The 21,548-nt window shown below is 66.7% G+C and carries 24 protein-coding genes; 17 read left to right on the top strand and 7 right to left on the bottom strand.

The genetic code is table 11. The features are described from left to right. The first annotated feature begins 22 nt into the window (after window positions 1-22). Genes BST14_RS06320 through BST14_RS06305 form a run of 4 tightly spaced genes read left to right on the top strand, consistent with a single transcriptional unit; the run spans window position 23 to window position 3,906 of the window. Window positions 23-1,126: a flavin reductase family protein gene (locus tag BST14_RS06320; protein WP_083063722.1), complete on the top strand. Its 1,104-nt coding sequence runs from the start codon at window positions 23-25 to the stop codon at window positions 1,124-1,126. A gap of 43 nt (window positions 1,127-1,169) precedes the next feature. Next, window positions 1,170-2,285 carry a fatty acid desaturase family protein gene (locus tag BST14_RS06315; RefSeq protein WP_083063721.1) on the top strand — a complete coding sequence of 372 codons (1,116 nt, stop codon included), beginning with the start codon at window positions 1,170-1,172 and terminating at the stop codon, window positions 2,283-2,285. Window positions 2,286-2,329: 44 nt separating this feature from the next. Continuing rightward, entirely contained in the window at window positions 2,330-2,854 is a 525-nt protein-coding gene (locus tag BST14_RS06310; RefSeq protein WP_211280664.1) for an SRPBCC family protein, read from the top strand. Further along, window positions 2,854-3,906, top strand: coding sequence for an LLM class flavin-dependent oxidoreductase (locus BST14_RS06305; RefSeq protein WP_083063720.1), 1,053 nt, complete (start codon window positions 2,854-2,856; stop codon window positions 3,904-3,906). Before BST14_RS06310 ends, BST14_RS06305 begins: the two co-directional genes overlap by 1 nt. Before the next feature lies 1 nt (window position 3,907). Here the strand turns inward: BST14_RS06305 and BST14_RS06300 are convergent, their stop codons facing one another. Continuing rightward, the gene (locus BST14_RS06300; protein ID WP_083063719.1) at window positions 3,908-5,011 is read right to left on the bottom strand and encodes a DUF1214 domain-containing protein; all 1,104 of its coding nucleotides are present in this window, start codon (window positions 5,009-5,011) and stop codon (window positions 3,908-3,910) included. Further along, the gene (locus BST14_RS06295; protein WP_083063718.1) at window positions 5,008-5,583 is read right to left on the bottom strand and encodes a TetR/AcrR family transcriptional regulator; all 576 of its coding nucleotides are present in this window, start codon (window positions 5,581-5,583) and stop codon (window positions 5,008-5,010) included. Before BST14_RS06295 ends, BST14_RS06300 begins: the two co-directional genes overlap by 4 nt. 106 nt (window positions 5,584-5,689) lie before the next feature. Here BST14_RS06295 and BST14_RS06290 point away from each other — a divergent pair, with 106 nt between their 5' ends. Next, window positions 5,690-6,850 (top strand): sulfotransferase family protein, encoded by a 1,161-nt coding sequence (locus BST14_RS06290; protein ID WP_245845327.1) that lies wholly within the window; start codon window positions 5,690-5,692, stop codon window positions 6,848-6,850. Window positions 6,851-6,875: 25 nt separating this feature from the next. Next, window positions 6,876-7,760: an alpha/beta fold hydrolase gene (locus BST14_RS06285; protein ID WP_083063716.1), complete on the top strand. Its 885-nt coding sequence runs from the start codon at window positions 6,876-6,878 to the stop codon at window positions 7,758-7,760. Between the two features lie 2 nt (window positions 7,761-7,762). Here the strand turns inward: BST14_RS06285 and BST14_RS06280 are convergent, their stop codons facing one another. After that, entirely contained in the window at window positions 7,763-7,975 is a 213-nt protein-coding gene (locus BST14_RS06280; protein ID WP_083063715.1) for a TOBE domain-containing protein, read from the bottom strand. Between the two features lie 105 nt (window positions 7,976-8,080). Continuing rightward, window positions 8,081-8,698 carry a TetR/AcrR family transcriptional regulator gene (locus BST14_RS06275; protein WP_083063714.1) on the bottom strand — a complete coding sequence of 206 codons (618 nt, stop codon included), beginning with the start codon at window positions 8,696-8,698 and terminating at the stop codon, window positions 8,081-8,083. 142 nt (window positions 8,699-8,840) lie between these two features. On the opposite strand from BST14_RS06275, the gene BST14_RS06270 reads away from it, so the two are divergent. Further along, window positions 8,841-10,157, top strand: coding sequence for a cytochrome P450 (locus tag BST14_RS06270; protein ID WP_083063713.1), 1,317 nt, complete (start codon window positions 8,841-8,843; stop codon window positions 10,155-10,157). Between the two features lie 14 nt (window positions 10,158-10,171). Here BST14_RS06270 and msrA read toward each other — a convergent pair whose 3' ends face one another. Beyond that, a complete protein-coding gene (msrA, locus tag BST14_RS06265) occupies window positions 10,172-10,687 on the bottom strand; it encodes a peptide-methionine (S)-S-oxide reductase MsrA (protein WP_083063712.1) in 516 nt (171 codons plus the stop codon). 130 nt (window positions 10,688-10,817) lie between these two features. On the opposite strand from msrA, the gene BST14_RS06260 reads away from it, so the two are divergent. The 4 genes from BST14_RS06260 to BST14_RS06245 all read left to right on the top strand — a co-directional run bounded on the left by BST14_RS06260 (window position 10,818) and on the right by BST14_RS06245 (window position 13,675). Beyond that, entirely contained in the window at window positions 10,818-11,324 is a 507-nt protein-coding gene (locus BST14_RS06260; RefSeq protein WP_083063711.1) for a nuclear transport factor 2 family protein, read from the top strand. Then, on the top strand, window positions 11,321-12,340 hold the full coding sequence (locus tag BST14_RS06255; protein WP_083063710.1) for an NAD-dependent epimerase/dehydratase family protein: 1,020 nt from the start codon (window positions 11,321-11,323) through the stop codon (window positions 12,338-12,340). Before BST14_RS06260 ends, BST14_RS06255 begins: the two co-directional genes overlap by 4 nt. Window positions 12,341-12,418: 78 nt before the next feature. Continuing rightward, window positions 12,419-13,246: a class I SAM-dependent methyltransferase gene (locus tag BST14_RS06250; RefSeq protein WP_083063773.1), complete on the top strand. Its 828-nt coding sequence runs from the start codon at window positions 12,419-12,421 to the stop codon at window positions 13,244-13,246. Between the two features lie 48 nt (window positions 13,247-13,294). Next, window positions 13,295-13,675, top strand: coding sequence for a DUF427 domain-containing protein (locus BST14_RS06245; RefSeq protein WP_083063709.1), 381 nt, complete (start codon window positions 13,295-13,297; stop codon window positions 13,673-13,675). Here BST14_RS06245 and BST14_RS06240 read toward each other — a convergent pair. Next, window positions 13,669-14,070 (bottom strand): nuclear transport factor 2 family protein, encoded by a 402-nt coding sequence (locus BST14_RS06240; protein WP_083063772.1) that lies wholly within the window; start codon window positions 14,068-14,070, stop codon window positions 13,669-13,671. The two genes, BST14_RS06245 and BST14_RS06240, sit on opposite strands and share 7 nt — an antisense overlap. Before the next feature lie 59 nt (window positions 14,071-14,129). On the opposite strand from BST14_RS06240, the gene BST14_RS06235 reads away from it, so the two are divergent. Continuing rightward, complete coding sequence (locus tag BST14_RS06235) at window positions 14,130-15,041, top strand: DNA-3-methyladenine glycosylase family protein (RefSeq protein ID WP_083063708.1); 912 nt, start codon at window positions 14,130-14,132, stop codon at window positions 15,039-15,041. Between the two features lie 89 nt (window positions 15,042-15,130). Further along, window positions 15,131-15,679 (top strand): Dps family protein, encoded by a 549-nt coding sequence (locus tag BST14_RS06230; RefSeq protein WP_083063707.1) that lies wholly within the window; start codon window positions 15,131-15,133, stop codon window positions 15,677-15,679. Window positions 15,680-15,688: 9 nt separating this feature from the next. Here the strand turns inward: BST14_RS06230 and BST14_RS06225 are convergent, their stop codons facing one another. Further along, a complete protein-coding gene (locus BST14_RS06225; protein WP_245845326.1) occupies window positions 15,689-17,605 on the bottom strand; it encodes a chloride channel protein in 1,917 nt (638 codons plus the stop codon). A 252-nt stretch (window positions 17,606-17,857) separates the two neighbouring features. Between BST14_RS06225 and BST14_RS06220 the strand changes: the two genes are divergently transcribed. The 4 genes from BST14_RS06220 (at window position 17,858) to BST14_RS06205 (ending at window position 21,474) form a co-directional block, all read left to right on the top strand. Then, window positions 17,858-18,850 (top strand): pirin family protein, encoded by a 993-nt coding sequence (locus BST14_RS06220; protein WP_083063705.1) that lies wholly within the window; start codon window positions 17,858-17,860, stop codon window positions 18,848-18,850. Between the two features lie 2 nt (window positions 18,851-18,852). Then, complete coding sequence (locus tag BST14_RS06215) at window positions 18,853-19,488, top strand: TetR/AcrR family transcriptional regulator (RefSeq protein ID WP_083063704.1); 636 nt, start codon at window positions 18,853-18,855, stop codon at window positions 19,486-19,488. Between the two features lie 72 nt (window positions 19,489-19,560). Beyond that, complete coding sequence (locus BST14_RS06210) at window positions 19,561-20,502, top strand: class I SAM-dependent methyltransferase (RefSeq protein WP_083063703.1); 942 nt, start codon at window positions 19,561-19,563, stop codon at window positions 20,500-20,502. Window positions 20,503-20,532: 30 nt separating this feature from the next. After that, on the top strand, window positions 20,533-21,474 hold the full coding sequence (locus BST14_RS06205) for a class I SAM-dependent methyltransferase (RefSeq protein ID WP_083063702.1): 942 nt from the start codon (window positions 20,533-20,535) through the stop codon (window positions 21,472-21,474). The last annotated feature ends 74 nt before the right edge of the window (window positions 21,475-21,548 follow it).

Here is a 21,548-nt window from a genome sequence, read left to right as displayed (position 1 = left end):
GTTGTAGCCGCACGGTGTACATATGTTCACTCAAACCGCTCAAGCTTCTGGCCGAGTCCTCGCCCGGACCCTTCGGCAGCGCGTGTTGGGTTCAGAGCTGTTAGACCTGCTGACCGGTCCGCACGGCGTCGACCGCTACACCGAACTGGTGACGCCCACCTGGACGCTGGGCGAAGCCCGCGCCAAAGTGACCGACGTCCGCCGGACCACGCCGCGCAGCGTCACTCTGACCCTGACCCCCAACGACACCTTCCTATCCGCCCACACCCTCAAAGCCGGGCAGTACGTCAATCTCGCCGTGGAGATCGACGGCCGCCGCCACACCCGGTGCTATTCGCCCGCCAACGCCGAAGGCGCTATGACCCTCGAGCTGACCATCGGGCGGCACGAGGGCGGCCTGGTCTCGAACTATCTGTACGAGCACGCTCATCGAGGCATGGTGCTCGGCGTGACCGGCACCGGTGGCGACTTCACGTTGCCGGAGCGGGGGCGGCACCGCCCGCAGCGCATCCTCTTCATCTCCGGAGGAAGCGGAATCACCCCGGTGATGTCGATGCTGCGGACCCTTCTCGCCCAGGGCCACGACGGCGAAATAGCGTTCATTCACTACGCGCGCACCCCGGCCGAGGCCTGCTACCGCGACGAGCTGGACACCATGCCGGGCGTGCGCGTGCTGCGCGGCTACACCCGAACCGAAGGCGGCGACCTTGCCGGACGCTTCGGCGCGGCGCACCTGGCCGCCGCCATGCCCGCGCCCGATGCGGTATTCGTCTGCGGCCCGCAAGCTTTGGTGGAGACCGTCCGCGCGCACTGCGACAACGTCCACACCGAAAGCTTCGTGCCACCCGCCTTCGACGTGCCAGCCAACCCGTCGGGTAGACGAGTTACGTTCTCCGACAGCGGCCTTGACATCGTCGATGACGGACGCTCGCTGTTGGAGCAGGCCGAATCGGTCGGGCTGTCGCCCGAACACGGATGCCGGATGGGCATCTGCCATACCTGCACGCGGCGCATAACCGCCGGCAGCGTGCGCAACCTGGTCACCGGCGCGGTCTCGACCGCTCCCGATGAGGACGTGCAGATCTGCGTGTCCGTTCCGGTCGGTGACGTGGACCTGTCGCTGTAGCGGCCGCCCCTTTTTAGCCCCTGAAAACTCTTGGAGGACACACATGTCGAACGCAAAGATTGCCCTGACACCCGAACAGGCCGACACATTCGGTCGCGAACTCGACGCCATCAAGGAACGCGTGATGGCAGAACTCGGCGAACGCGACGCCGCCTACATCCGCCGCGTCATCAAGGCGCAGCGGGCGCTGGAAGCCGGTGGCCGGGCGCTGTTGTTCGCCGGGTTGCTGCCGCCGGTATGGCTGGCCGGTACCACGATGCTCGGCCTGTCGAAGATCTTGGACAACATGGAGATCGGCCACAACATCATGCACGGCCAGTACGACTGGATGCGCGACCCGGCCATCTCCGGTCGCACCTTCGAGTGGGACACGGCATGCCCGGCCGATCAATGGCGGCATTCACACAACTACATGCACCACACCCACACCAACATCGTGGGCATGGACCGCGACATCGGTTACGGAATCCTGCGAATGAGCGAAGACCAGCGCTGGCAGCCGTACTTCCTCGGCAACCCGCTCTATGCGTTTCTGCTGATGGTGTTGTTCCAGTACGGCGTTGCGCTGCACGAGCTGGAAACCGAACGCATCCGCGCCGGTGAGATCCGGCTCGAGGACAAGCGCGACGTCTTTCGAGCCATCTGGCGCAAGACCCGTCGCCAGACCCTGAAGGACTACGGCGCCTTCCCGCTGCTGGCCGGCCCCTTCGCGCCGTTCGTCTTCACCGGCAACCTCACCGCCAACCTGATGCGCAACGTGTGGTCGTACATGATCATCTTCTGCGGCCACTTCCCGGACGGGACGCAGGAATTCACCATCGAAGAAACCCAGGACGAGTCACGCGGCATGTGGTACTTCCGCCAGATCCTCGGCTCGGCAAACCTGACCGGCGGCAAGCTCTTTCACCTGCTCTCCGGCAACCTCTCGCACCAGATCGAGCACCACCTGTTCCCCGACATGCCGGCCCGCCGCTACGCCGACATCGCGCCCGAGGTGCAAGAGATCTGCGAACGCTATGGCATCCCGTACAACCGCGGGCCGCTGCTGCACCAGTTCGGCACCGTCGTCCGCAAGATCGTCCGGCTGACCTTCCCGGACTCCTGGGTGCACAAGGCCGGCGCCGAAAAGTCCCGCCAGCCCGAGCCGATCGCCGCGTAACCCCGCGCGGTCAGGGCATTGCCCCGCGCCGCAACAGGGGCACAATGAGGTTCGTGGAATGGACCGGCGCGCGTTATGCGGACACCCCGACCGTGGAGGGCTCGACGTGGATCGACGCCGATCCCGCGCGGGTGTGGAGCCTGGTTTCCGATATCGCGCTGATGCCGGCGATCAGCAGCGAGCTCAAGGCGGTGGAATGGGCCGAGGGATCGGACGGGCCGCGGGTCGGCGCTTGCTTCGTCGGACACAACGAGCACGACGCGTTCGGGCAGTGGAGCAGCACCTCGCAGATCGTCACCTGCGATCAGCCACACGAATTCGCCTGGGCGGTCGGCGAGGCCGACCATCCCGCCGCCATGTGGCGATTCCGGCTGACGCCGCGTAACGGCGGCACCGACCTGAACTACTGGATGCAGATGGGGCCGGGACGCTCGGGCCTGTCCAGGGCCATCGAATCGATGCCCGACAAGGAACAGAAAATCGTGTTCGTGCGGCTGCGCGAGTTCGAAAGTGCGATCGGAAAAACCCTGGCGGCGATCAAACGGCTGGCCGAACACGGAGTCCATTGATGCGGACCGCGACGACGGTCGAGTTCTCCGGTGCCGGGAGCGAAACCGCCGAGGTCGTGGCGCTGGTCGTCGAGGCGGAGAAGCTGGGTCTGGACGTCTGCTGGGTGGCCGAGGCGTGGGGCGCGGATGGGCCGTCGGGGCTGGGTTACTTGGCGGCGCGCACCGAGCGGATGCTGCTGGGTTCCGGCGTGCTGCAGGTCGGCACCCGGTCGCCGGTCCTCGTCGCCCAGACCGCGATCACGCTGTCCAATCTGTCGAACGGGCGATTTCTGCTCGGTTTGGGCGCTTCGGGTCCGCAGGTGATCGAGGGCCTGCACGGTGTCGCGTTCAGTCGGCCACTGGCGCGCATCTCCGAAACGGTCGACATCGTGCGGCAGGTGCTAGACGGCGGGAAAATCTCCTATACGGGAAGGCAATTCGAGATCCCCCGACCCGGCGGCGAGGCGGTGCCGATGCGCTTGTCGACACGCGCCGAGCACGCCATCCCCGTCTACCTGGCCGCGCTGTCCCCGGCGATGCTGCGGTTGACCGGACGGGTCGCCGACGGCTGGCTGGGCACCAGCTTCGTTCCCGAGGGCGCCGGCGATGCCTACTTCGCCCACCTCGATGAGGGTCTGGCCGCCGCGAACCGCGCCCGCGCCGAGATCGACATCTGCCAAGGCGCCGAAGTCGCCTTCGCCGCGGACGAAGACGAGCTGCGGGTTTCGCTGGCGGGCCGCAAGAAAGGGCTGGCCTTCAGCATGGGCGGCATGGGATCGTCGAGCACGAACTTCTACAACGGGGCCTACAGCCGGCAGGGCTGGGCGGAGGTCGCCGCCGAGGTGCGCGAGCGCTGGCGGCGCGGCGACCGGGACGGGGCCGCCGGCTTGGTGACCGACGAGATGGTGCTGGCCACCACCCTGATCGGGACCGAAGACATGGTTGCCGCACGCCTGGCGGTGTGGCGCGATGCCGGCGTGAACACCGTGCGGCTGTATCCCGCCGGCGACACGCTGGACGCCAAGCTGGAGACGCTGGGCCGGGCGATCGAGCTGGTCCGCGAGGTCGGCTGACTCAGCTCACCGCCGTGGGGGCGTCGACCGCCCTGACGAGTCGAACCTCGGGCCGCCGCGGCACGCCGTCGGCCAGGAACCAGCGAAACGCCAGGTTGCCGCGCGGATAGCCCAGCGTGGTAAGCGAATTGGGGTGCGCCGTCGCGGTGGGGGACAAGACGACCGTGACGGAGCCGTCGCTGTTCGCCACGGCGCTGTGTCCGTTGAGGGAGCACCGGGCGTCTTGCGGGCCGAAGGTCGCCATGAACTGGTTCCAGACCACCAGGTTCCAGAACCTGCACGACGGCGGCCGGTGCGTAATGACCAGCGCCTCGTCGTCGTCAAGCACAAAACTGCCGTACGAGTAGCAGGCGTCGCGCGCCGACCAGCCGAAATTTGCGTCCGGCACTTGATAGGGATCGGCGAATTCGTTTGTCGCATGGGCGGTTTCGTGGCCGAGGGCGTGTTGATCGTCCACCCGATTCCCCACGGCCAGCGGCACGATGGCGAACATGGTGCGCAACCAGGTGGCGGCGGCGCGCAGGCTGGCCGCGGTCTCGGCGTCGCCGTGCCGGATCGGGTCGGGCTCGTCGAGCGCCTCGATGTGCCACGTCACCGGGCGGCCGGTCAGGGGATCGGCCTGGTAGTCGCGGGTCATCAGCACCGCCGCGTCGGGCGTGGCGGGAAGTTCGAAGGCGAAGTTGCCGTCGGCGTCGACATCGAGATCGGTGTCGCGGACGATCGCGACCACCCGGTCCGACCAGGCGCCGGGCGATGGCTCGTTGTACGCCGTCACCGAAAAGTACACGCTGTCACCGGAATTGCCGCTGATGCGGTACCGGCGGGCGGGATCGACCGGACACATGTAGTAGTAGGCATCGGTGTTGTCCCCACCCCAGCGGCGGTCGCGGCGCCACGGCGTGTTCACCGCGACGAACTGTGGCCGGCCCGGTTCGGGAAACAGATAAGTGTCCAGGGCCACGCCCAGGGTGGCGGCGAGCATCCGGTAGCCGTCGGCGACGTGCCGGTCGTCGGTGACGCCACGGTCACCGTCGAGGAACGACTGGCCCAGTTCGTCAAGCGTTTTCAGCAATTCCTGCCACGCGGCCGTCGACTGGTGCGTCATTTGCTGATTCCTTTCAGGAGCAATCCGGTGGTGCGATCGACCCACGCGTCATCGAGGTCGGTGACGCGAGTGAGCAGGGCTACCAGCGTGACGCCGGCGATGGTCTCAGCCAGTTCGGCGGCGGTCACGTCGGAGCGCACCTCACCGCGCGCCGCAGCGGCCGCCAGCCAGTCGGCGAGACCGCCGCCGATGATGCCGGCGAACCGCTCCAGCAGCGCCGAATGCAGTGTCGGATCCGCGGCCAGCTCGCCGATCAGCCCGGGCAGTGCCGCCCTGGCGGCCGGTGTGGTGAGGAAAAGCATTGTGCTGCGCACCATCTCACGCAAGTCGTCGGGGGTCGATCCGGTATCGGGGATGGCGGTGGCGGCGCCGATCGGGAACACCGCCTCGTGCACGAGGTGCGCCTTGCTGCGCCAGCGGCGATAGATGGCGGGCTTGCTGGTGCCGGCGCGTTCGGCGATGGCGGAGACCGGCAACGCGGGATAGCCGGTTTCGGCCAGCAGCTCTACCGTCGCGCGGAGCACCGCGGCGTCGATCCGGGGATCACGGGGTCTGCCAAAATCCACTACCATTACGAAACTGATGGTAACATAAGTCGCCGTGAACGTTCGCTCAGTTCGTCTCGAAGACCTGGTTCTGCCCCGTTTCAGCGCCGAGGGCCAGCAGATCCTGGACGCGATGGCCTCGATGGCGCCGGAGTGCCCGTTGGATGCCGACGCGCTGCACGCCAGGGCCAGCGCCGAGACCGGCCTGACTGACTTCGGGCCCGGCGACTACCGCGAACGCCTCGAGGTCTACCTCGCCGCCCTGCGCGAGATCGACGGACTGCACGACGCGGGGGTGGTGAATTTCTACGGTCAACTTCTGCAAGTCCTCAAGAACCGGTTGCTGCTGACCGACCTGCTGAGTCGCCATCCCGAGATCAACGAGATCGAACTGCGTTCGCCGGTGGTCATCGCCGGGCTGCCCCGCACCGGCACCACGCACCTGCACAATCTTCTCGCCGCACCGCCGACCTTCCGCACCATGCCGTACTGGGAAAGCAACGAGCCGTTCCTGATGCCGAATGAGGTTGGCGTGCAACAGGATCCGCGACGAACCCGGATGGATGTCGCGGTCGGGGTGATCAACACTGTGATGCCGCATTTCGCGCTGATGCACGAGATGACCACCGATCACGCCCACGAAGAGATCCAGCTGCTGGCCAACGATGTGTCCACGATGCTGCTGGAGACGCTCGCCGACGTGCCGCGCTGGCGCGACTATTACCAGGCTCACGACCAGACGCCGCACTACGAATACCTGGCCACCCAACTCCGGGCGATGCAATACCTGCGCGGCGGGCGGCGCTGGCTGCTCAAATCGCCCCAGCATCTCGAGCAGGTGCCGGTCCTGGATCGGGTTTTCCCGGACAGCGTTGTGGTGTTCACCCATCGCGACCCGGTCCCGGTTGCGCTGTCGATGATCGCGATGATCACCTACTCGGCCCGCATGCACCGCTCGCCGGTGCCGGTGCAACAGATCGCCGATTCCTGGATCAACCGCCTCGACGAGATGCTCACCGCGCTCATCCGCGACCGCGACACCATCGGTCCGGACCGCTCGATCGACATCCGATTCGACGACTTCATGGCCGACGAGCTCGGCGTGGCCGAGCGGGTCTACGGCCTGGCCGGTGAACCGTTCACCGACGAGGTGCGCGGGGCCGTCGGCGACTACCTGACGGGCCACCGGCGCGGGCGGCTGGGTAACGTCGCGACGTCCTGTGAGATGTTCGGGCTGGACGAGGAGAGCTTGCGGGAGCGCTTCGCGCCGTACGTCGAACGGTTCCTGAACTGAGCGCGGTGCGCTAGCTTTTCAAGGCATGGTCCCTATGCCCGTGCTGGACGGCGTCGAACACCGGTACGTCGAGCTTCCAAGCGGCGTCACCATCCATGTCGCGGAGGCCGGTCCGGCCGGCGGTTCCGCCGTCATGCTGGTGCACGGCTTCCCGGAGAACTGGTGGGAGTGGCACGAGCTGATCGGTCCGCTGGCCGCCGATGGTTACCGGGTGTTGTGTCCCGACCTGCGCGGCGCGGGCTGGAGTTCGGCGCCCCGCTCGCGGTATCTGAAGGCGGAGATGGCCGAGGACCTTGCGGGCGTGCTGGACGACTTGGGCATCGCGAAAGTGAAGCTTGTCGCCCACGATTGGGGCGGGCCCGCCGCTTTCATCATGATGCTGCGCCATCCGGAGAAGGTGACGGGCTTTTTCGGACTGAACACCGTGGCGCCCTGGGCGAAGTTCGATTTGGCGGCGGTCCGCGACCTGTGGCGCTTCTGGTATCAGGTGCCGATGTTGCTTCCGGTGGTCGGGCCTCGAGTGCTCAGCGATCCCAACTGGCGGTTTCTCCGGATCCTGGGTTCTTGGGTCGGCGGCGGGTTTTCGCTGCCCGAGGAAAGTGCGCGGTTGTACGCAGAGTGCATGCGCCAGCCCGGGCACGCGGAGGCCGGATCGCGGTGGTATCGCAGCTTCCAAACCACTGAGATGCGCAGCTGGCTCAGCGGTGAGTACGACGACCGCCGCGTCGACGTACCGGTCCGCTGGCTGAGCGGTACCGATGATCCGGTGATCACCCCGCGACTTTTGGACGGATATGCCGACCGGATAAGCGATTTCGAGGTGGAGCTGGTCGATGGGGTCGGTCACTGGATCGTCGCGCAGCGACCAGATTTGGTGCTGGATCGGTTGCGCGCGTTCATGAAACTCTAAAGTCAGTCGATGCCGATGGTGACTTCCGTCGACTTGATGAACACGGTCGCCTTCTGACCGACCGTGAGCCCGAGGTCGGTCGCGGCGTCCTTGGTGACCGACGACGTGATGACCTGGTCGCCGCCGTCGAGCGTCACCTTGACCACCGCCATGACCGTGCCGAGATCGATCTCGGTGATGGTCCCTTTGAGTTGATTTCGGGTTGACAGCCGCATTGCTAGGTCCTCCATGTCAGAACGGGGTGGTTTGCGGTGAGCCTAGCCCCGCCAGAGCGTCGCCGGAATGGGTTGCCACGCTGTCGTTTACGGCGACCTACGCGGCTACTGGCGCGGCCCGAGCAGGGCTACGGATGCATCCACTGCCGGTTCCACGATTCCTCGGACCGGTTCACCGTCTTCGACCGCAAGTGCGGTCAGCTCCCGCAGGCCGCCCAACAGGATCACGGCCAGCGATGCGGTCAACGGGGGCAGCTTCGCGCGCCGAAATCCGGGACTGGCGCTGAGGTCGATCAGCAGGCTGGTCAGCAATTGCAGGCCGCGGCGCTGGACCGGGCGGCCGGCCGCTCCCAGCGAGGGCAGTTCACGGATCCAGCTCAACGTGATGGCCGGCCGGGCCTCGATGTATCCGACATAGGCCTCGACCGCCTGGCGGATCTGCACGTGCCAATCGGCCTCCGGATCGACCGAGGCCGCGATCGTGGCGCCCAGCTCCTCGATGTCGCCGGCCAGCAGCTCGAGAAAGCATTCTTCCTTGCCGGTGAAGTGGTCGTAGAAGGTGCGCTTGGAGGTGCGTGCGTGGCGCACGACGTCGGCGACCGTGCTGGCGCGGTAGCCGCGCTCGGTGATCGAGGTGGCCAGGCCGTCGAGCAGCCGTTGCCGAAACGGATCCGGCTCGGCGGGTGCGTCGCTCGCGACGGCGCCGGCCGCCGTCGCTGTCACCGCTGGTGTCACGCGGGGACCCCTTTCGGCGAGTGCGGGACCTTGTCAGGCTTGGTACTTCAGAGTACCGTACTGGGCAGATGCCGCGGTACATCGCCGTACCACCCCCCGAGCCGGGGCAGATGTTGGGAGAGCCGTCGTCATGAGCCAGCAAGTCGCCGCCCCGCCGACCGCCGTCCGCCTACCCCCTGCGGTTCGGAGCCCGAAGCTGTTGCAGGGTGCCGGCTTTGCCATGTCGCGACGAACGATGATGCGACGACTGTCGCGCCGTCACGGAAGCGTCTTCGCGCTGCGCCTGCCGATGTGGGGGCGCGTCATCATGGTCAGCGACCCGCAGCTGGCGAAGCAGATTTTCACCACCAGCCCAGACGAGCTCGGCAACATCCAACCTAATTTGAGCAGGCTCTTCGGTCCCGGCTCGGTATTCGGGCTCGAGGGCGACGACCATCGCCGCCGGCGACGGCTGCTGGCGCCGCCGTTTCACGGCAAGAGCATGAAGAACTACGAGAGCATCATCGAAGAAGAGACGCTGCGCGAGATGGCCGGCTGGCCGGAAGGCAGCGCGTTTGCCACGCTGCCGCCGATGATGCGGATCACGCTGAACGCCATCCTGCGGGCGGTTTTCGGCGCGGAAGGCGCCGAACTCGACGAGCTGCGCCGGCTCATCCCGCCGTGGGTCACCCTGGGCTCGCGCCTTGCGGCGCTGCCGAAGCCGAAGCGCTATCCCCGGTTCGGCCCGTGGGGCCGACTGGACAAGTGGCGGCGCCAATACGACAACGTCATCGAGAAGCTGATCGCCGCCGAGCGGGCCGACCCGGACTTCGCCGAGCGGACCGACGTGCTCGCGCTGCTGCTGCGCAGCACCTACGACGACGGTACGGCCATGTCGCACAAGGAAATTGGCGACGAGCTCCTGGCCCTGCTGGCCGCCGGGCACGAGACCACCGCGTCAACGCTGGCGTGGGCATTCGAACGGATGAGCCGGCATCCAGAGTTATTGGCGCGGCTTGTCGAGGAGGCCGACAACGGCGGCAACGAGTTGCGCCAGGCGACGATCCTGGAGGTTCAACGGGCCAGGACCGTCATCGATTTCGCCGGTCGCCACGTCTACCCCGAGACCTACCAACTCGGAGAATGGGTGATCCCGAGCGGCTATTCGATCATCGTGGGCATCGCGCAGATACACGACAACCCCGAGGTGTTCCCCGATCCCAGGCGGTTCGACCCGCAACGTTTCATCGACACGAAGCCGTCGGCGCTGTCGTGGATCCCGTTCGGCGGCGGGACCCGCCGGTGTGTAGGGGCGGCGTTCGCCAACATGGAGATGGACGTCGTGCTTCGAACGGTGTTGGGCCGCTTGACGATCGAGACGACGGACGCGCCCGGCGAGCGGTGGCATTGCCGCGGAGTCGCGTTCACCCCGAAGGACGGCGGCCGGATCGTGGTGCGCCGCCGCTGAACTCGGCGCGACGCCTATTGGCCTGCGGTCGCCCGGCGCGGCAGTTTCCAGTTCGGGCGGATGAAGTGGCAGGTGTACCCGTTGGGATAGTGCTGCAGGTAGTCCTGGTGTTCGGGTTCGGCTTCCCAGAAGTCACCGGCCGGGCTGACCTCGGTCACCACCTTGCCGGGCCACAGCCCGGACGCCTCGACGTCGGCGATGGTGTCCAACGCGATCCGCTTCTGCTCGTCGTCGAGATAGAAGATGGCCGACCGGTAACTGGGCCCCCGGTCGTTGCCCTGCCGGTCTTTTGTTGTCGGATCGTGGATCTGGAAGAAGAACTCCAGGATCGTGCGATAGTCGGTGACCGCGGGGTCGTAGACGATCTCGATCGCCTCGGCGTGGGTGCCGTGGTTGCGGTAGGTCGCATTGGGAACGTCGCCGCCGGTGTAACCGACCCGGGTCGACACCACGCCCGGCTGCTTGCGGATCAGTTCCTGCATGCCCCAGAAGCAGCCGCCGGCGAGAATCGCCTTTTGCGTGTTGGTCATGTCATTGCCTCGTTTCGCTCTGACCGAATGGTCGCAGTCTCCCCCACGATTATCCTGACGTTCGTCATCACCAGACACCTACGGGGCGAACCTCTCGACAAACCACGGTAGAACGTGTTCTAGTTTTCGCGTGAACAGTCCGCAATTCTCCCGTAGCGAACTGGCCGCCGCGTTCGAGAAATTCGAGGCGACCGTGGATGCGGCGGCGCGGTCGCAGGACTGGGACGCGTGGGTCCAGCACTACACGCCCGACGTCGTGTACATCGAGCACGCGGCCGGCACCATGCGCGGCCGCGACGAAGTGCGCGAGTGGATCAGCACGACGATGGGCAGCTTTCCCGGCAACCACATGATCGCGTTCCCCTCGCTGTGGTCGGTGATCGACGAACACACCGGGCGGATCATCGCCGAACTCGACAACCCGATGCGCGATCCCGGCGACGGCACCGTCATCAGCGCCACGAACATCTCGATCATCACCTACGCCGGTGACGGCCTGTGGCGTCAGCAGGAAGACATCTACAACCCGCTGCGCTTCGTGCGGGCGGCGTTGAAGTGGTGCCGCAAGGCGCAGGAGCTCGGCACGCTCGACGAGGAAGCCGCGCGTTTCCTGGACCAGTACGGAGGGGCCCAGTGACCGCCAGGCCCAAACTTGTCATCGGCGCCAACGGCTTCCTGGGTTCGCATGTGACCCGCCAGCTCGTCGCCGACGGTTGCGAAGTCCGCGCCATGGTGCGTCGGAACGCCAACACCCGTTCCATCGACGACCTGGACGTCACGCGGTTTCACGGCGACGTGTTCGACACCGGCACGCTGCGCGAGGCGATGGAGGGCGTGGAAGACGTCTACTACTGCGTCGTCGACACGCGCGCCTGGCTGCGCGACACGTCGCCGCTGTTTCGCACCAACGTTGAGGGGTTGCGCAACGTCCTCGATGTGGCTGTCGTGCAACCCGACCTGCGCCGGTTCGTCTTCACCAGCACCTATGCGACCGTCGGCCGGCGCCGCGGCCATGTCGCGACCGAAGACGACGTGGTGGACACCCACGGATTGTCGGACTACGTCAAATCCCGGGTCCAGGCCGAGAACCTGGTGATGCGCTATGTGGCCGAGGCCGGGCTGCCCGCGGTGGCGATGTGCGTGTCGACGACATATGGCGACGGCGACTGGGGGCGCACCCCGCACGGCGCGTTCATCGCCGGCGCGGTCTTCGGCAAGCTGCCCTTCACGATGGACGGCATCGCGCTGGAAGTCGTCGGCGTCACCGACGCCGCGCGGGCCATGACCTTGGCCGCCGAACGCGGGCGCATCGGCGAGCGATACCTCATCTCCGAACGGATGATCGCGTTGAAAGAGGTGGTCCGGATCGCGGCCGACGAGGCTGGGGTGCCGGCGCCGCGGCGCTCGATCTCCGTCCCGATGCTCTATGCCCTGGGCGCGCTGGGCAGCCTGCGGGCCCGGCTCACCGGCAAGGACGCCGAACTCAGCCTCGCGTCGGTGCGCATGATGCGTGCCGAAGCGCCCGTCGACCACAGCAAGGCCGTGCGCGAATTGGGCTGGCAACCCCGGCCGGTCGAGGAATCCATTCGCGAGGCGGCCCGCTTCTGGGCGGCGATGCGAAATGCCAAGGGTAAGAGCGCGACTCCCGGCTGAACGCCACGCCGATCGCCGTTCAGGACGCGCGGTGGCGCGTAGCGGGGACTAGCGTCGGGCGGTATGACGACCGCACGCGTGCCCGTCGACCTCAGCGGGGCGCCGCAGACCATGCTGGCGACGCTGTACGCCAAGGCGCTGGACGCCGACTTCGAGAAACCGGTCCTGGGCGATCGGTATGCGAAGGAGATCGTCGAGCGCATCGACTACGACTGGAAGCAAACGACCATCACCGCGCGGCGGGCGCCGTCGGTGACCACCCGGTCGGCGCACTTCGACCTATGGACGCGCAAATTCCTTGCTGCCCATCCGCGTTCAGTCGTGCTGCATTTGGGCTGCGGGCTGGACAGCCGTTTCTTCCGCTTACAGCCGGACCCGGACGTCGCGTGGTACGACGTCGACTACCCCGAGGTCGCGGCGCTGCGAACCGAGCTTTACCCGAGCCGCGAGCACTATCGCGTCATCGCCGCCTCGGTCACCGACCCGGCATGGCTGGCGCAAATCCCGGCCGACCGTCCCACGCTGATGATCGGGGAGGGGCTGACCATGTACCTCACCGAGCAGGACGGCACCGCGCTGCTGCGCAGGGTGGTCGGCCGGTTTGCTTCCGGTGAGCTGCAGTTCGACGTGTTCAATTGGCTCGGGATCAAGTCGCAATGGCTGAACACCGTGGTGCGACGCTCCGGTGCCACGCTGCATTGGGCGATCAACGGGCCCGACGACATCATCCGAGCCGTGCCGGGGGTGCGGCTGCTGGCCTGGGAACGATGGTTCGAGTCGGACACCTTCGCGCGGTTGCCCCGTTCATCCCGAGCCTTGGGCGGAGTCATGTCGCGGGTTCGGGCGGTTGCGAACATGTCGCAATACCACCGCTACGCATTCGGTCCGCCGGACGGGAAGTCCTGACCACGGTCGGGTGTTGACGACTGATAGGCGCCCGAAGGAGGAACGACCATGGCCCACCCGGAAATCAAAGAGCCCAACGCGGGGCACCCGATCACCATCGAACCGACCAAGGGACGGGTGCAGGTGCGCGTCAAGGGTGAACTCGTCGCCGACACCACCGCCGCGCTGGAGCTACGCGAAGCCACTTTGCCTGCGGTGCAATACATTCCGATCACCGACGTGGTACAGGATCGGCTCACCCGAACGGACACCGGCACGTACTGCCCCTTCAAGGGCAACGCCAGCTACTACAGCGTGACCACCTCGGCCGGTGAGACCGTCGACGACGTGATCTGGACGTATGAGCAGCCGTATCCCGCGGTCGCGGCGATTGCCGGGCACGTGGCGTTCTACCCCAACAAGGCCGACATCAGCGTCTCCGCTCAGTAGGGGATCCACCCGGGCACCGCGGTCGCCACCGCGCGGGTGTCGCTGTACAGGCGCATCGAGACGATCAGCCCGCCGCGGGTCTCGAAGATGCACACGAACGGGCTGTCGTACTCGACGCCGGCGGATGTGGTGCCGGTGGCCTGCGCCTCCACCACCACGGTGTCTCCCTCGTTGACGCAGCGAACTAGGTCGATGGTCAGTTCGAGTTCTTGCTTGCGTCGCTCCACCCCGCGCCGAAACGCATCCTTGTCGCAGGCCGTGCGGGTATAAAGCGTCCAGTAGGTGAAGTCGTCACTGAGCAGGGCGAAGCCCTCGTCCAGATCGCCGCCGTCACTGGTGCTCTGCAAGAACATCCAGGCCAGTTCGCCCTGCGGGTCATCGAACGGCGTCATCACCACGCAATATTGACGTGGGACGCAGTTCACGGTCAATCACGGCAGTCGGGAGTCATCAGATGACAAGCGCGCGCACGGTCGTGTTTCCCGGAGCCGTCAGCTTCGGGCACACGTTGGCCCCCCTGCGCCGCGGCTTGGGGGATCCGTGCTTCCGCACTCCCGGGGACGGCTCGATCTGGCGCACCAGCCTGCTACCCAGCGGTCCCGTCACGGCCCGGATCAGCCGCGTCGGCCCCAACGCCGCGCACGCCGTGGCGTGGGGCGGCGGCGCGCAGGAGTTCGTCGAGATGCTGCCCGTCATGCTCGGTCTCGAGGACGACGACTCGGACTTCGTGCCGCACCATCCGACGGTTGCCGCCGCCTATCAGCGGGTGCCACACCTGCGCCTGGGAAGAACCGGCCTGGTGCTGGAGGCTCTGATCCCGGCGATCATCGAGCAGCGGGTGCCCGGAGCGGACGCGTTTCGCTCATGGCGGGTGCTGGTGGCGAAGTACGGCACACCGGCGCCGGGACCCGCGCCGGACGGGATGCGCGTCATGCCGGCCGCGCAGGTCTGGCGACACATCCCGTCGTGGGAGTTTCATCGCGCCAACGTCGACCCGAGACGCGCGCAGACCGTGGTGGCCTGCGCGCGCCGGGCCGCCTCGCTGGAACGGCTGGTGACACGGCCGCACGGGCAGGCACGTGCGGCGCTGATGTCGCTGCCGGGCGTGGGGGAGTGGACCGCCGCCGAGACGGCACAACGGGCCTTCGGCGACGCCGATGCCGTGTCGGTGGGCGACTATCACATCCCGAAAATGATCGGCTGGACGTTGTTGGGGCGGCCCGTCGACGACGCCGGCATGCTCGAACTGCTCGAGCCGATGCGACCGCATCGCCAACGCGTGGTGCGGCTCCTCGAGGCCAGCGGACTGGCGCATGAACCTCGCCGTGGGCCGCGGCTGCCCGTACAGCACATCCACTCACTTTGATTCGCCGCGTTTTTCAATATGGCCATCGGGTACCCAACGGGGCAGTAACCGTGTGTGGACCCCCCATGAGAAAAGTTAGGAAACAAGCGATGACTCAGTTCACTATTCCGGGATTGACCGACAAGCAGGCGGCGCGGCTCACCGAGCTGCTGCAAAAGCAACTGAGCACCTACAACGATCTGCATCTGACGCTCAAGCACATTCACTGGAACGTGGTGGGCCCAAACTTCATCGGCGTGCACGAGATGATCGACCCACAGGTGGAGGCGGTCCGCGCGTTTGCCGACGATGTCGCCGAACGCATTGCGGCCCTTGGAGGTTCGCCGCAGGGTACGCCCGGTGCCATCATCAAGGACCGCTCGTGGGACGACTACTCGGTCGGCCGCGACGCGGTCCAGGCTCACCTGGCCGCGCTTGATCTGGTGTACACCGGCGTGATCGAGGACATCCGCCATTACATCGACGAGACGGACGAACTCGACCCGGTGACCCAGGACCTGCTGATCGGCCAGGCGGGTCAGCTGGAAAAGTTCCAATGGTTCGTCCGGGCGCACCTGGAAAGCGCCGGCGGAGAGCTGGCTCACAAAGGCAAGACCACCGAGAAGGGCGCCGCGAGCAGCGTTCGTGGCAAATCCTGACCGTCCGTCCTATGGACGGGGTTTCGAATCGGTACTTGGCGAACCGTTTTTCGGCACCAGGACGTTGACTCGGTCGCCGGCCGCGAGCCGTAAGGCAGGCTGGGCATCAAGGAGCCGCCGGTTATGCATCACGGATACCGGGCGATGGCCAATCGGCCATTCGAGCTCTTCGAGCGTGCGTCCGACTGCTACCGAATCGGCCGTCAGCGTGTGCTCGATGATGCGGTATCCATCGAGTTGACTCCGCGGATCGTGGTCGGCTGCAGAAATGCCCGGTTCGACATCTGTGACGTAGGCGCCGACCGCGCGCAGCACGTTCTGGTTGGTCAGCCAACCCTGAACCCGCTGCGCGTCGGTGTCGATCACCGGCAAGCCGTCGCGCCCGTAGAGGACGAGCTGACGCAACGCCTGGGCGAGGCTGTCGTTGGCGAACAATGCCTGCGGTTGCCGGACCCGGGTCACCGGGCCAAGCAGCGTGCTCCGGTCGTGTGTGGTGTCACTCGTCGGGTGGGTCAGGTCTAGCGGGGTGGTAAACGGGTGCATAGCGTCCGCGACGGTGAGAACGGCGAACGCGTGCGTGGGCGTCGGGCGATCGATGTCGATGCCCCGGCGTAACAGCTTGGCGGTGTAGATGGTGCTGTAGGACAGCGCGCGCGACACGGTGGTTCCGACGGCGACTGCCAGCATGACCGGCAGGGTAAGAGTGAAATCGCCGGTCATCTCGACCGTGCTGGCCAGTGCCGTGAGGGGTGCCCGCGCGGTGGAAGCGAATACCGCCCCCATACCGACGATGGCGTAGAGCGCCGGATGCCCGACCGCCGTGCCGATCAGGTGCTGCATGACGAGGCCGAAGCCCATGCCTGAAGTGGCTCCCACGAATAACGAGGGAGCGAACACGCCACCGGAGCCGCCGATCCCGATGGTCAAGCTGCATGCCAGCATCTTGCCGGCGGCAAGGATCGCCAAAAACCACAGCGCGTAATGACCGGCAAAAGCGGCATACATGACCGGGTAACCAACCCCGTACAGCTCGGGCACGGCGAGCAGTAGCAGGCCAAGAAGGGTGCCACCCACGGCCGGCCGCGCCCAGTCCGGCCGGCCGTCCCAGACCCGGTCGCACAGGTCCTCGGTTTTATACAGCACGGTTTTGAACACGATGCCGAGCAAGCCCGCGATCGCCGCGAGCACAGCGACCAACAAATAGTTGGCGATGTGATTCAGCTCGATGCCCTCCGGAAGCTGGGTGAGGAAGGGCGCGGAACCGAAAAAGACGCGAGCGATCACATCGGCCACCATCGCCGAAAGCATGATTGTGAAGATCGCCTCGACCGAGAGTTCGCGGAGAATCAGTTCGACGGCGAAGAACACCCCTGTAACCGGGGCGTTGAACGTTGCCGAAATGCCGCCGGCGGCGCCGCAAGCCACCAACACCCGCAGCCGATTCTCTGGCATTCGCACCCACTGGCCAAAGCTTGACGCCAGCGCCGCACCGATCTGGACGATCGGTCCTTCCCGACCGACGGAGCCCCCGGCTCCGATGCACACCGCCGAGGCCAGCGCTTTCACCACCGTCACCTGGGGACGGATGCGCCCGCCGTTCGCGGCGACCGCAATCATGACTTCCGGGACGCCGTGACCGCGTGCCTCCCGCGCGAACTGGCTGATCAGCGGCCCGTACAGCAACCCGCCGAGCACGGGGATGACCGTGTAAAACCCGATCCCCAACCAAGGCAGGTGACAGCTGGCCACCCAACCCTGCTGGCCGAACTCGTCGTGTCCGGTCGCCAGCCAGGTGAAGCCGAAGACCAGGTACCGAAATGCCACCGCGCCGAGGCCGGCGCCGACCCCTACCACGATCGCCACGCAGAACAATCCCAATTGGTTCGCCCGCAGCCAGGTTGCGACCTGCCCTACGGAACCGGACACCGTTCGACGCGGCCGAGCCGGTTCTCTGGCCGATTTGTCCTGCTGCATCCTGTCGTCCTTCGCCAGCGGTCTTGCATCGTTGTGTCGAAACGCTGAGTGGCCGCCTCGAACGTTTCCGACCCCGGCAACGGCGGACGACCGTTTATGTCAGCAAATGTTGCCTTATCAAACTATCGCCCACACGCCAACCTGCTCCGGAATAAGTGGACCCTAGTCCGGTTATATCGGACATCCACTATTCGAGGAGGCCAGATGCCCGCAATCACCGCTGACACCCTGACACTGCCGCGTGTGAGCGGCCCCGGCCCCGCCGACACCGAGCGGGCGGTTCGATCGATCACCACCGGCCCGCGCGGCTTTGAGGGCGAGGGTTTTCCGGTCGTGCGTGCCTTCGCGGGCGTGCGCGCGGCCGCGCTCGACCCCTTTGTGCATATGGACCAGATGGGCGAGGTCGACTACCAGCCCGGCGAACCCCGGGGCACCGACTGGCATCCGCACCGCGGCTTCGAAACCGTCACCTACATGCTCGACGGAAAGATCGCGCACCAGGATTCGCACGGCGGCGGCGGTCTGATCGCCGATGGCGCGACGCAGTGGATGACGGCAGGGTCCGGCATCCTGCACATTGAGACACCGCCGGCCGAACTGGTCGACCAGGGCGGGCTCTTCCACGGCATCCAGCTGTGGGTCAACCTGCCGAAGAAGGACAAGTTCGCACCCCCGCGGTATCAGGCCATCGAGGGTGGCGACGCGGCCCTGCTCGCCTCCGAAGACGGCGGGGCGCTGATCCGCATCATCGCCGGCGAGATCGATGGCCACCGGGGCCCGGGCATCACCCACACCCCGATCACCCTGGCGCACGCGACGATCGAGAACGGGGGCCGGCTCAACGTTGCATGGCGGCGCGATTTCAACGGGCTGGTCTACGTGTTGTCCGGCAGCGGGTATGTCGGCCCGGCCGCGCACCCGATCCACCAGGGGCAGTTAGCCGTCCTGGGAGCCGGCGATCGGATCACGGTCGGCGCCCAGCGGGTACCGGATTTGAGGGGCGTGCCGGTCCAGGGAGCCATTGATGTGCTGCTTCTGGGCGGACGGCCGATTCGCGAACCGGTATTCCACTACGGTCCTTTCGTGATGAACACACGGGCGGAATTGATCGAGGCGCTAGAGGACTACCAAGCCGGGAAATTTGGCAGCATTCCGCCAAATGGGCTAATGCCGCACCGCGGGGGTGGCACACTCTAGCAATGCTTCCACGGGGCAGTCGCAGGCCGGGGCGTCCACCCGCCGCGAAGGCTGATGAGACGCGGCAACGGATAATCCAAGCTGCCCGTTTGGTGTTCAGTGAACGTGGCTACGATGGCGCGACGTTCCAGGCCATCGCGGCGCGCGCCGACCTCACCCGGCCCGCCATCAATCATTACTTCTCGAGCAAGCGGGTGCTTTATCAGGAAGTTATGGATGAGACGAATGAATTCATCCTCGGAGTCGGCATTAAACAAGCCGAAGGTGAGACCACGTTGGTGGCGCAGCTGACCGCGTTCATCAACGCGGCGGTGAAAGCCAATTCGGAGAATCCCGCCGGATCGGCGTTCATTATCGGCGGCGTGCTCGAATCGCAGCGGCACCCGGAATGGAGCGGGACCGAAAACGATTCCGTCCGGATCGCTCGGGAATTCTTGATGCGCGTCGTCAACGATGCGATCCAGCGGGGCGAGGTCGTCGCCGGCGTCGATCCCTCAGCACTGGTCGAAACGCTGCTCGTGGTGATCTCCGGGGTGGGCCTTTACGCGGGCTACATCAAGAGCTACCAGGAGATGCTGGCCGTCACCGGAATGCTGCGCCAGGTCCTGGAAGGGGCGCTCTGGCGCCCGCAGGCCTGACCCCCGCCGGCACAGTGAAGTTGCGCACAAAGCGTATAGGCTAACTAACTTATCCCGATACCATGGCGGGATATGACTGACCTGGATGCCTCGCTACCGCCTTCCGTGCGGTCTGCCGGCGACAGCTGGACCATCACCGAACTCGTCGGCGCCACCGCGCTGGGCGTAGCCGCGTCACGGGCGGCCGAAACCGCCGGACCCGACCCGCTGATCCGCGACGAGTTCGCGCGCCTGCTGGTGTCGTCGGCCGGCCCGGCGTGGGCCCGGCTGGCCGACCCCGAGCTCGCCTGGCTCGACGGCGATCAGCACGGGCAGCGCTCGCATCGGTGCGGCATCGACTACCAGGCCGTGCGCACCCACTTCTTCGACGAGTACTTCGCCGACGCCGTCGGCGACGGGATCCGGCAGGCGGTGATCTTGGCCGCCGGGCTCGACTCGCGGGCTTACCGGCTGGACTGGCCGACTGGCACGACGGTCTTCGAGATCGACCAGCCCCGGGTGCTCGAGTACAAGGAGGGCATCCTGCGGCAGCACGGCGCCGTGCCGTCCGCCATCCGGCGCCCCGTCGCGGTGGACCTGCGTGACGACTGGCCCGCAGCCCTGACCGCCGCCGGGTTCGACCGCACCCGGCCCACCGCGTGGTTGGCCGAAGGCCTGCTCCCGTACCTGCCCAGCGACGCTGCGGACCGGCTGTTCGAGATGTTCACCGCGCTCAGCGCACCCGGCAGCCAGGTCGCGATCGAGATCTTCGGCATGAATTCGCGCAGCAACTCCCAGCGCTGGCTGCGGATGCGGGAACGGCTCGGCCTGGACGTCAACGTCCAGGCGCTGACGTACCACGAGCCGGACCGTTCGGACGCCGCGGCATGGCTGGCCGAGCACGGCTGGCAGGTGCACAGCGTGAGCAACCGCGACGAGATGGCCAGGCTGGGCCGCCCGGTGCCCGACGACCTGTCCGACGAGGCGGTCCGCAGCACCCTGTTGCGGGCGCGCCTCGGCAAGCCAACAGCCTGACCGAGGATCGATCCCCAAGGAGCAAACGCCATGAGTTCACTGCGCACGCACGACGACACCTGGGACATCAAGAGCAGCGTCGGCAGCACCGCGGTGATGGTCGCCGCGGCCCGGGCCATCGAGACCGAGCAGCCCGACGCGCTGATCCGCGACCCGTACGCCCGGCTGCTCGTCAACAACGCCGGCGCCGACGTCCTATGGGAGGCCATGCTCGACCCGGAGGTCGTGGCCAAGATCGAAGCCATCGATGAAGAATCTGCCGCCCGGATTGCGCACATGCGCGGCTACCAGGCGGTGCGAACCCACTTCTTCGACGAGTATTTCGCCGACGCCGTCCGCGCCGGGATCCGGCAGGTGGTGATCCTCGCGTCGGGGCTGGACTCGCGCGCGTACCGCCTCGACTGGCCGGCCGGCACCACGGTCTTCGAGATCGACCAGCCCCAGGTGCTGGACTACAAAACCACGACGCTGGCCGAAAGCGGCGCCACCCCTTCGGCCGATCGCCGCGAGGTGGCGATCGACCTGCGCGAGGACTGGCCGACCGCGCTGCGCGCCGCCGGTTTCGACCCCGCCCAGCCCACCGCCTGGCTGGCGGAGGGATTGCTGATGTACCTGCCCGCCGAGGCCCAGGACAAGCTGTTCACTCAGATCGGCGAGCTGAGCCCGGCGGGCAGTCGCGTCTCCGCAGAGACCGCACCCATGCACGCCGAGGAGCGGCGCCAGCAGATGCGGGAACGGTTCAAGAAGGTGGCCGACCAGCTCGGCCTGCAGGAAACCGTCGACGTCGGCGAGCTGATGTACCGCGACGAGCACCGCGCGAACCTCGCCGACTGGCTCAACGAGCACGGCTGGCGCGCCACGGCACAAAACTCGATCGACGAGATGCACCGCCTGGGTCGCGGGGTGCAGAGTCCTGAGATCGACGAAGACCGGGACGCCTTCTCCGACTTCGTGATCGCCGAGCGCCTGTAGCGGCGTCCGACCTGCTGGGGCCGCCGCACGTTCACCGTGGGCTCGCGGTTGCGGCTACCGGGAATTCGCCAGGT

The organism is Mycobacterium arosiense ATCC BAA-1401 = DSM 45069 (assembly GCF_002086125.1).
GTDB classification, from domain to species: Bacteria; Actinomycetota; Actinomycetes; order Mycobacteriales; family Mycobacteriaceae; genus Mycobacterium; species Mycobacterium arosiense.
The sequence above is the reverse complement of the archived record's forward strand: the minus strand, read 5'-3'. Positions and strand labels throughout refer to the sequence as shown.

Coding starts and splice junctions, on each gene's coding strand:
- BST14_RS06310 (WP_211280664.1), top strand. CDS start 2,330: ATGAGGTTCGTGGAATGGACCGGCGCGCGTTATGCGGACACCCCGACC.
- BST14_RS06305 (WP_083063720.1), top strand. CDS start 2,854: ATGCGGACCGCGACGACGGTCGAGTTCTCCGGTGCCGGGAGCGAAACC.
- BST14_RS06290 (WP_245845327.1), top strand. CDS start 5,690: ATGGCCTCGATGGCGCCGGAGTGCCCGTTGGATGCCGACGCGCTGCAC.
- BST14_RS06270 (WP_083063713.1), top strand. CDS start 8,841: ATGAGCCAGCAAGTCGCCGCCCCGCCGACCGCCGTCCGCCTACCCCCT.
- BST14_RS06280 (WP_083063715.1), bottom strand. CDS start 7,975: ATGCGGCTGTCAACCCGAAATCAACTCAAAGGGACCATCACCGAGATC.
- BST14_RS06235 (WP_083063708.1), top strand. CDS start 14,130: ATGACAAGCGCGCGCACGGTCGTGTTTCCCGGAGCCGTCAGCTTCGGG.
- BST14_RS06205 (WP_083063702.1), top strand. CDS start 20,533: ATGAGTTCACTGCGCACGCACGACGACACCTGGGACATCAAGAGCAGC.
- BST14_RS06320 (WP_083063722.1), top strand. CDS start 23: ATGTTCACTCAAACCGCTCAAGCTTCTGGCCGAGTCCTCGCCCGGACC.
- BST14_RS06210 (WP_083063703.1), top strand. CDS start 19,561: ATGACTGACCTGGATGCCTCGCTACCGCCTTCCGTGCGGTCTGCCGGC.
- msrA (WP_083063712.1), bottom strand. CDS start 10,687: ATGACCAACACGCAAAAGGCGATTCTCGCCGGCGGCTGCTTCTGGGGC.
- BST14_RS06220 (WP_083063705.1), top strand. CDS start 17,858: ATGCCCGCAATCACCGCTGACACCCTGACACTGCCGCGTGTGAGCGGC.
- BST14_RS06285 (WP_083063716.1), top strand. CDS start 6,876: ATGGTCCCTATGCCCGTGCTGGACGGCGTCGAACACCGGTACGTCGAG.
- BST14_RS06315 (WP_083063721.1), top strand. CDS start 1,170: ATGTCGAACGCAAAGATTGCCCTGACACCCGAACAGGCCGACACATTC.
- BST14_RS06215 (WP_083063704.1), top strand. CDS start 18,853: ATGCTTCCACGGGGCAGTCGCAGGCCGGGGCGTCCACCCGCCGCGAAG.
- BST14_RS06300 (WP_083063719.1), bottom strand. CDS start 5,011: ATGACGCACCAGTCGACGGCCGCGTGGCAGGAATTGCTGAAAACGCTT.
- BST14_RS06245 (WP_083063709.1), top strand. CDS start 13,295: ATGGCCCACCCGGAAATCAAAGAGCCCAACGCGGGGCACCCGATCACC.
- BST14_RS06295 (WP_083063718.1), bottom strand. CDS start 5,583: ATGGTAGTGGATTTTGGCAGACCCCGTGATCCCCGGATCGACGCCGCG.
- BST14_RS06230 (WP_083063707.1), top strand. CDS start 15,131: ATGACTCAGTTCACTATTCCGGGATTGACCGACAAGCAGGCGGCGCGG.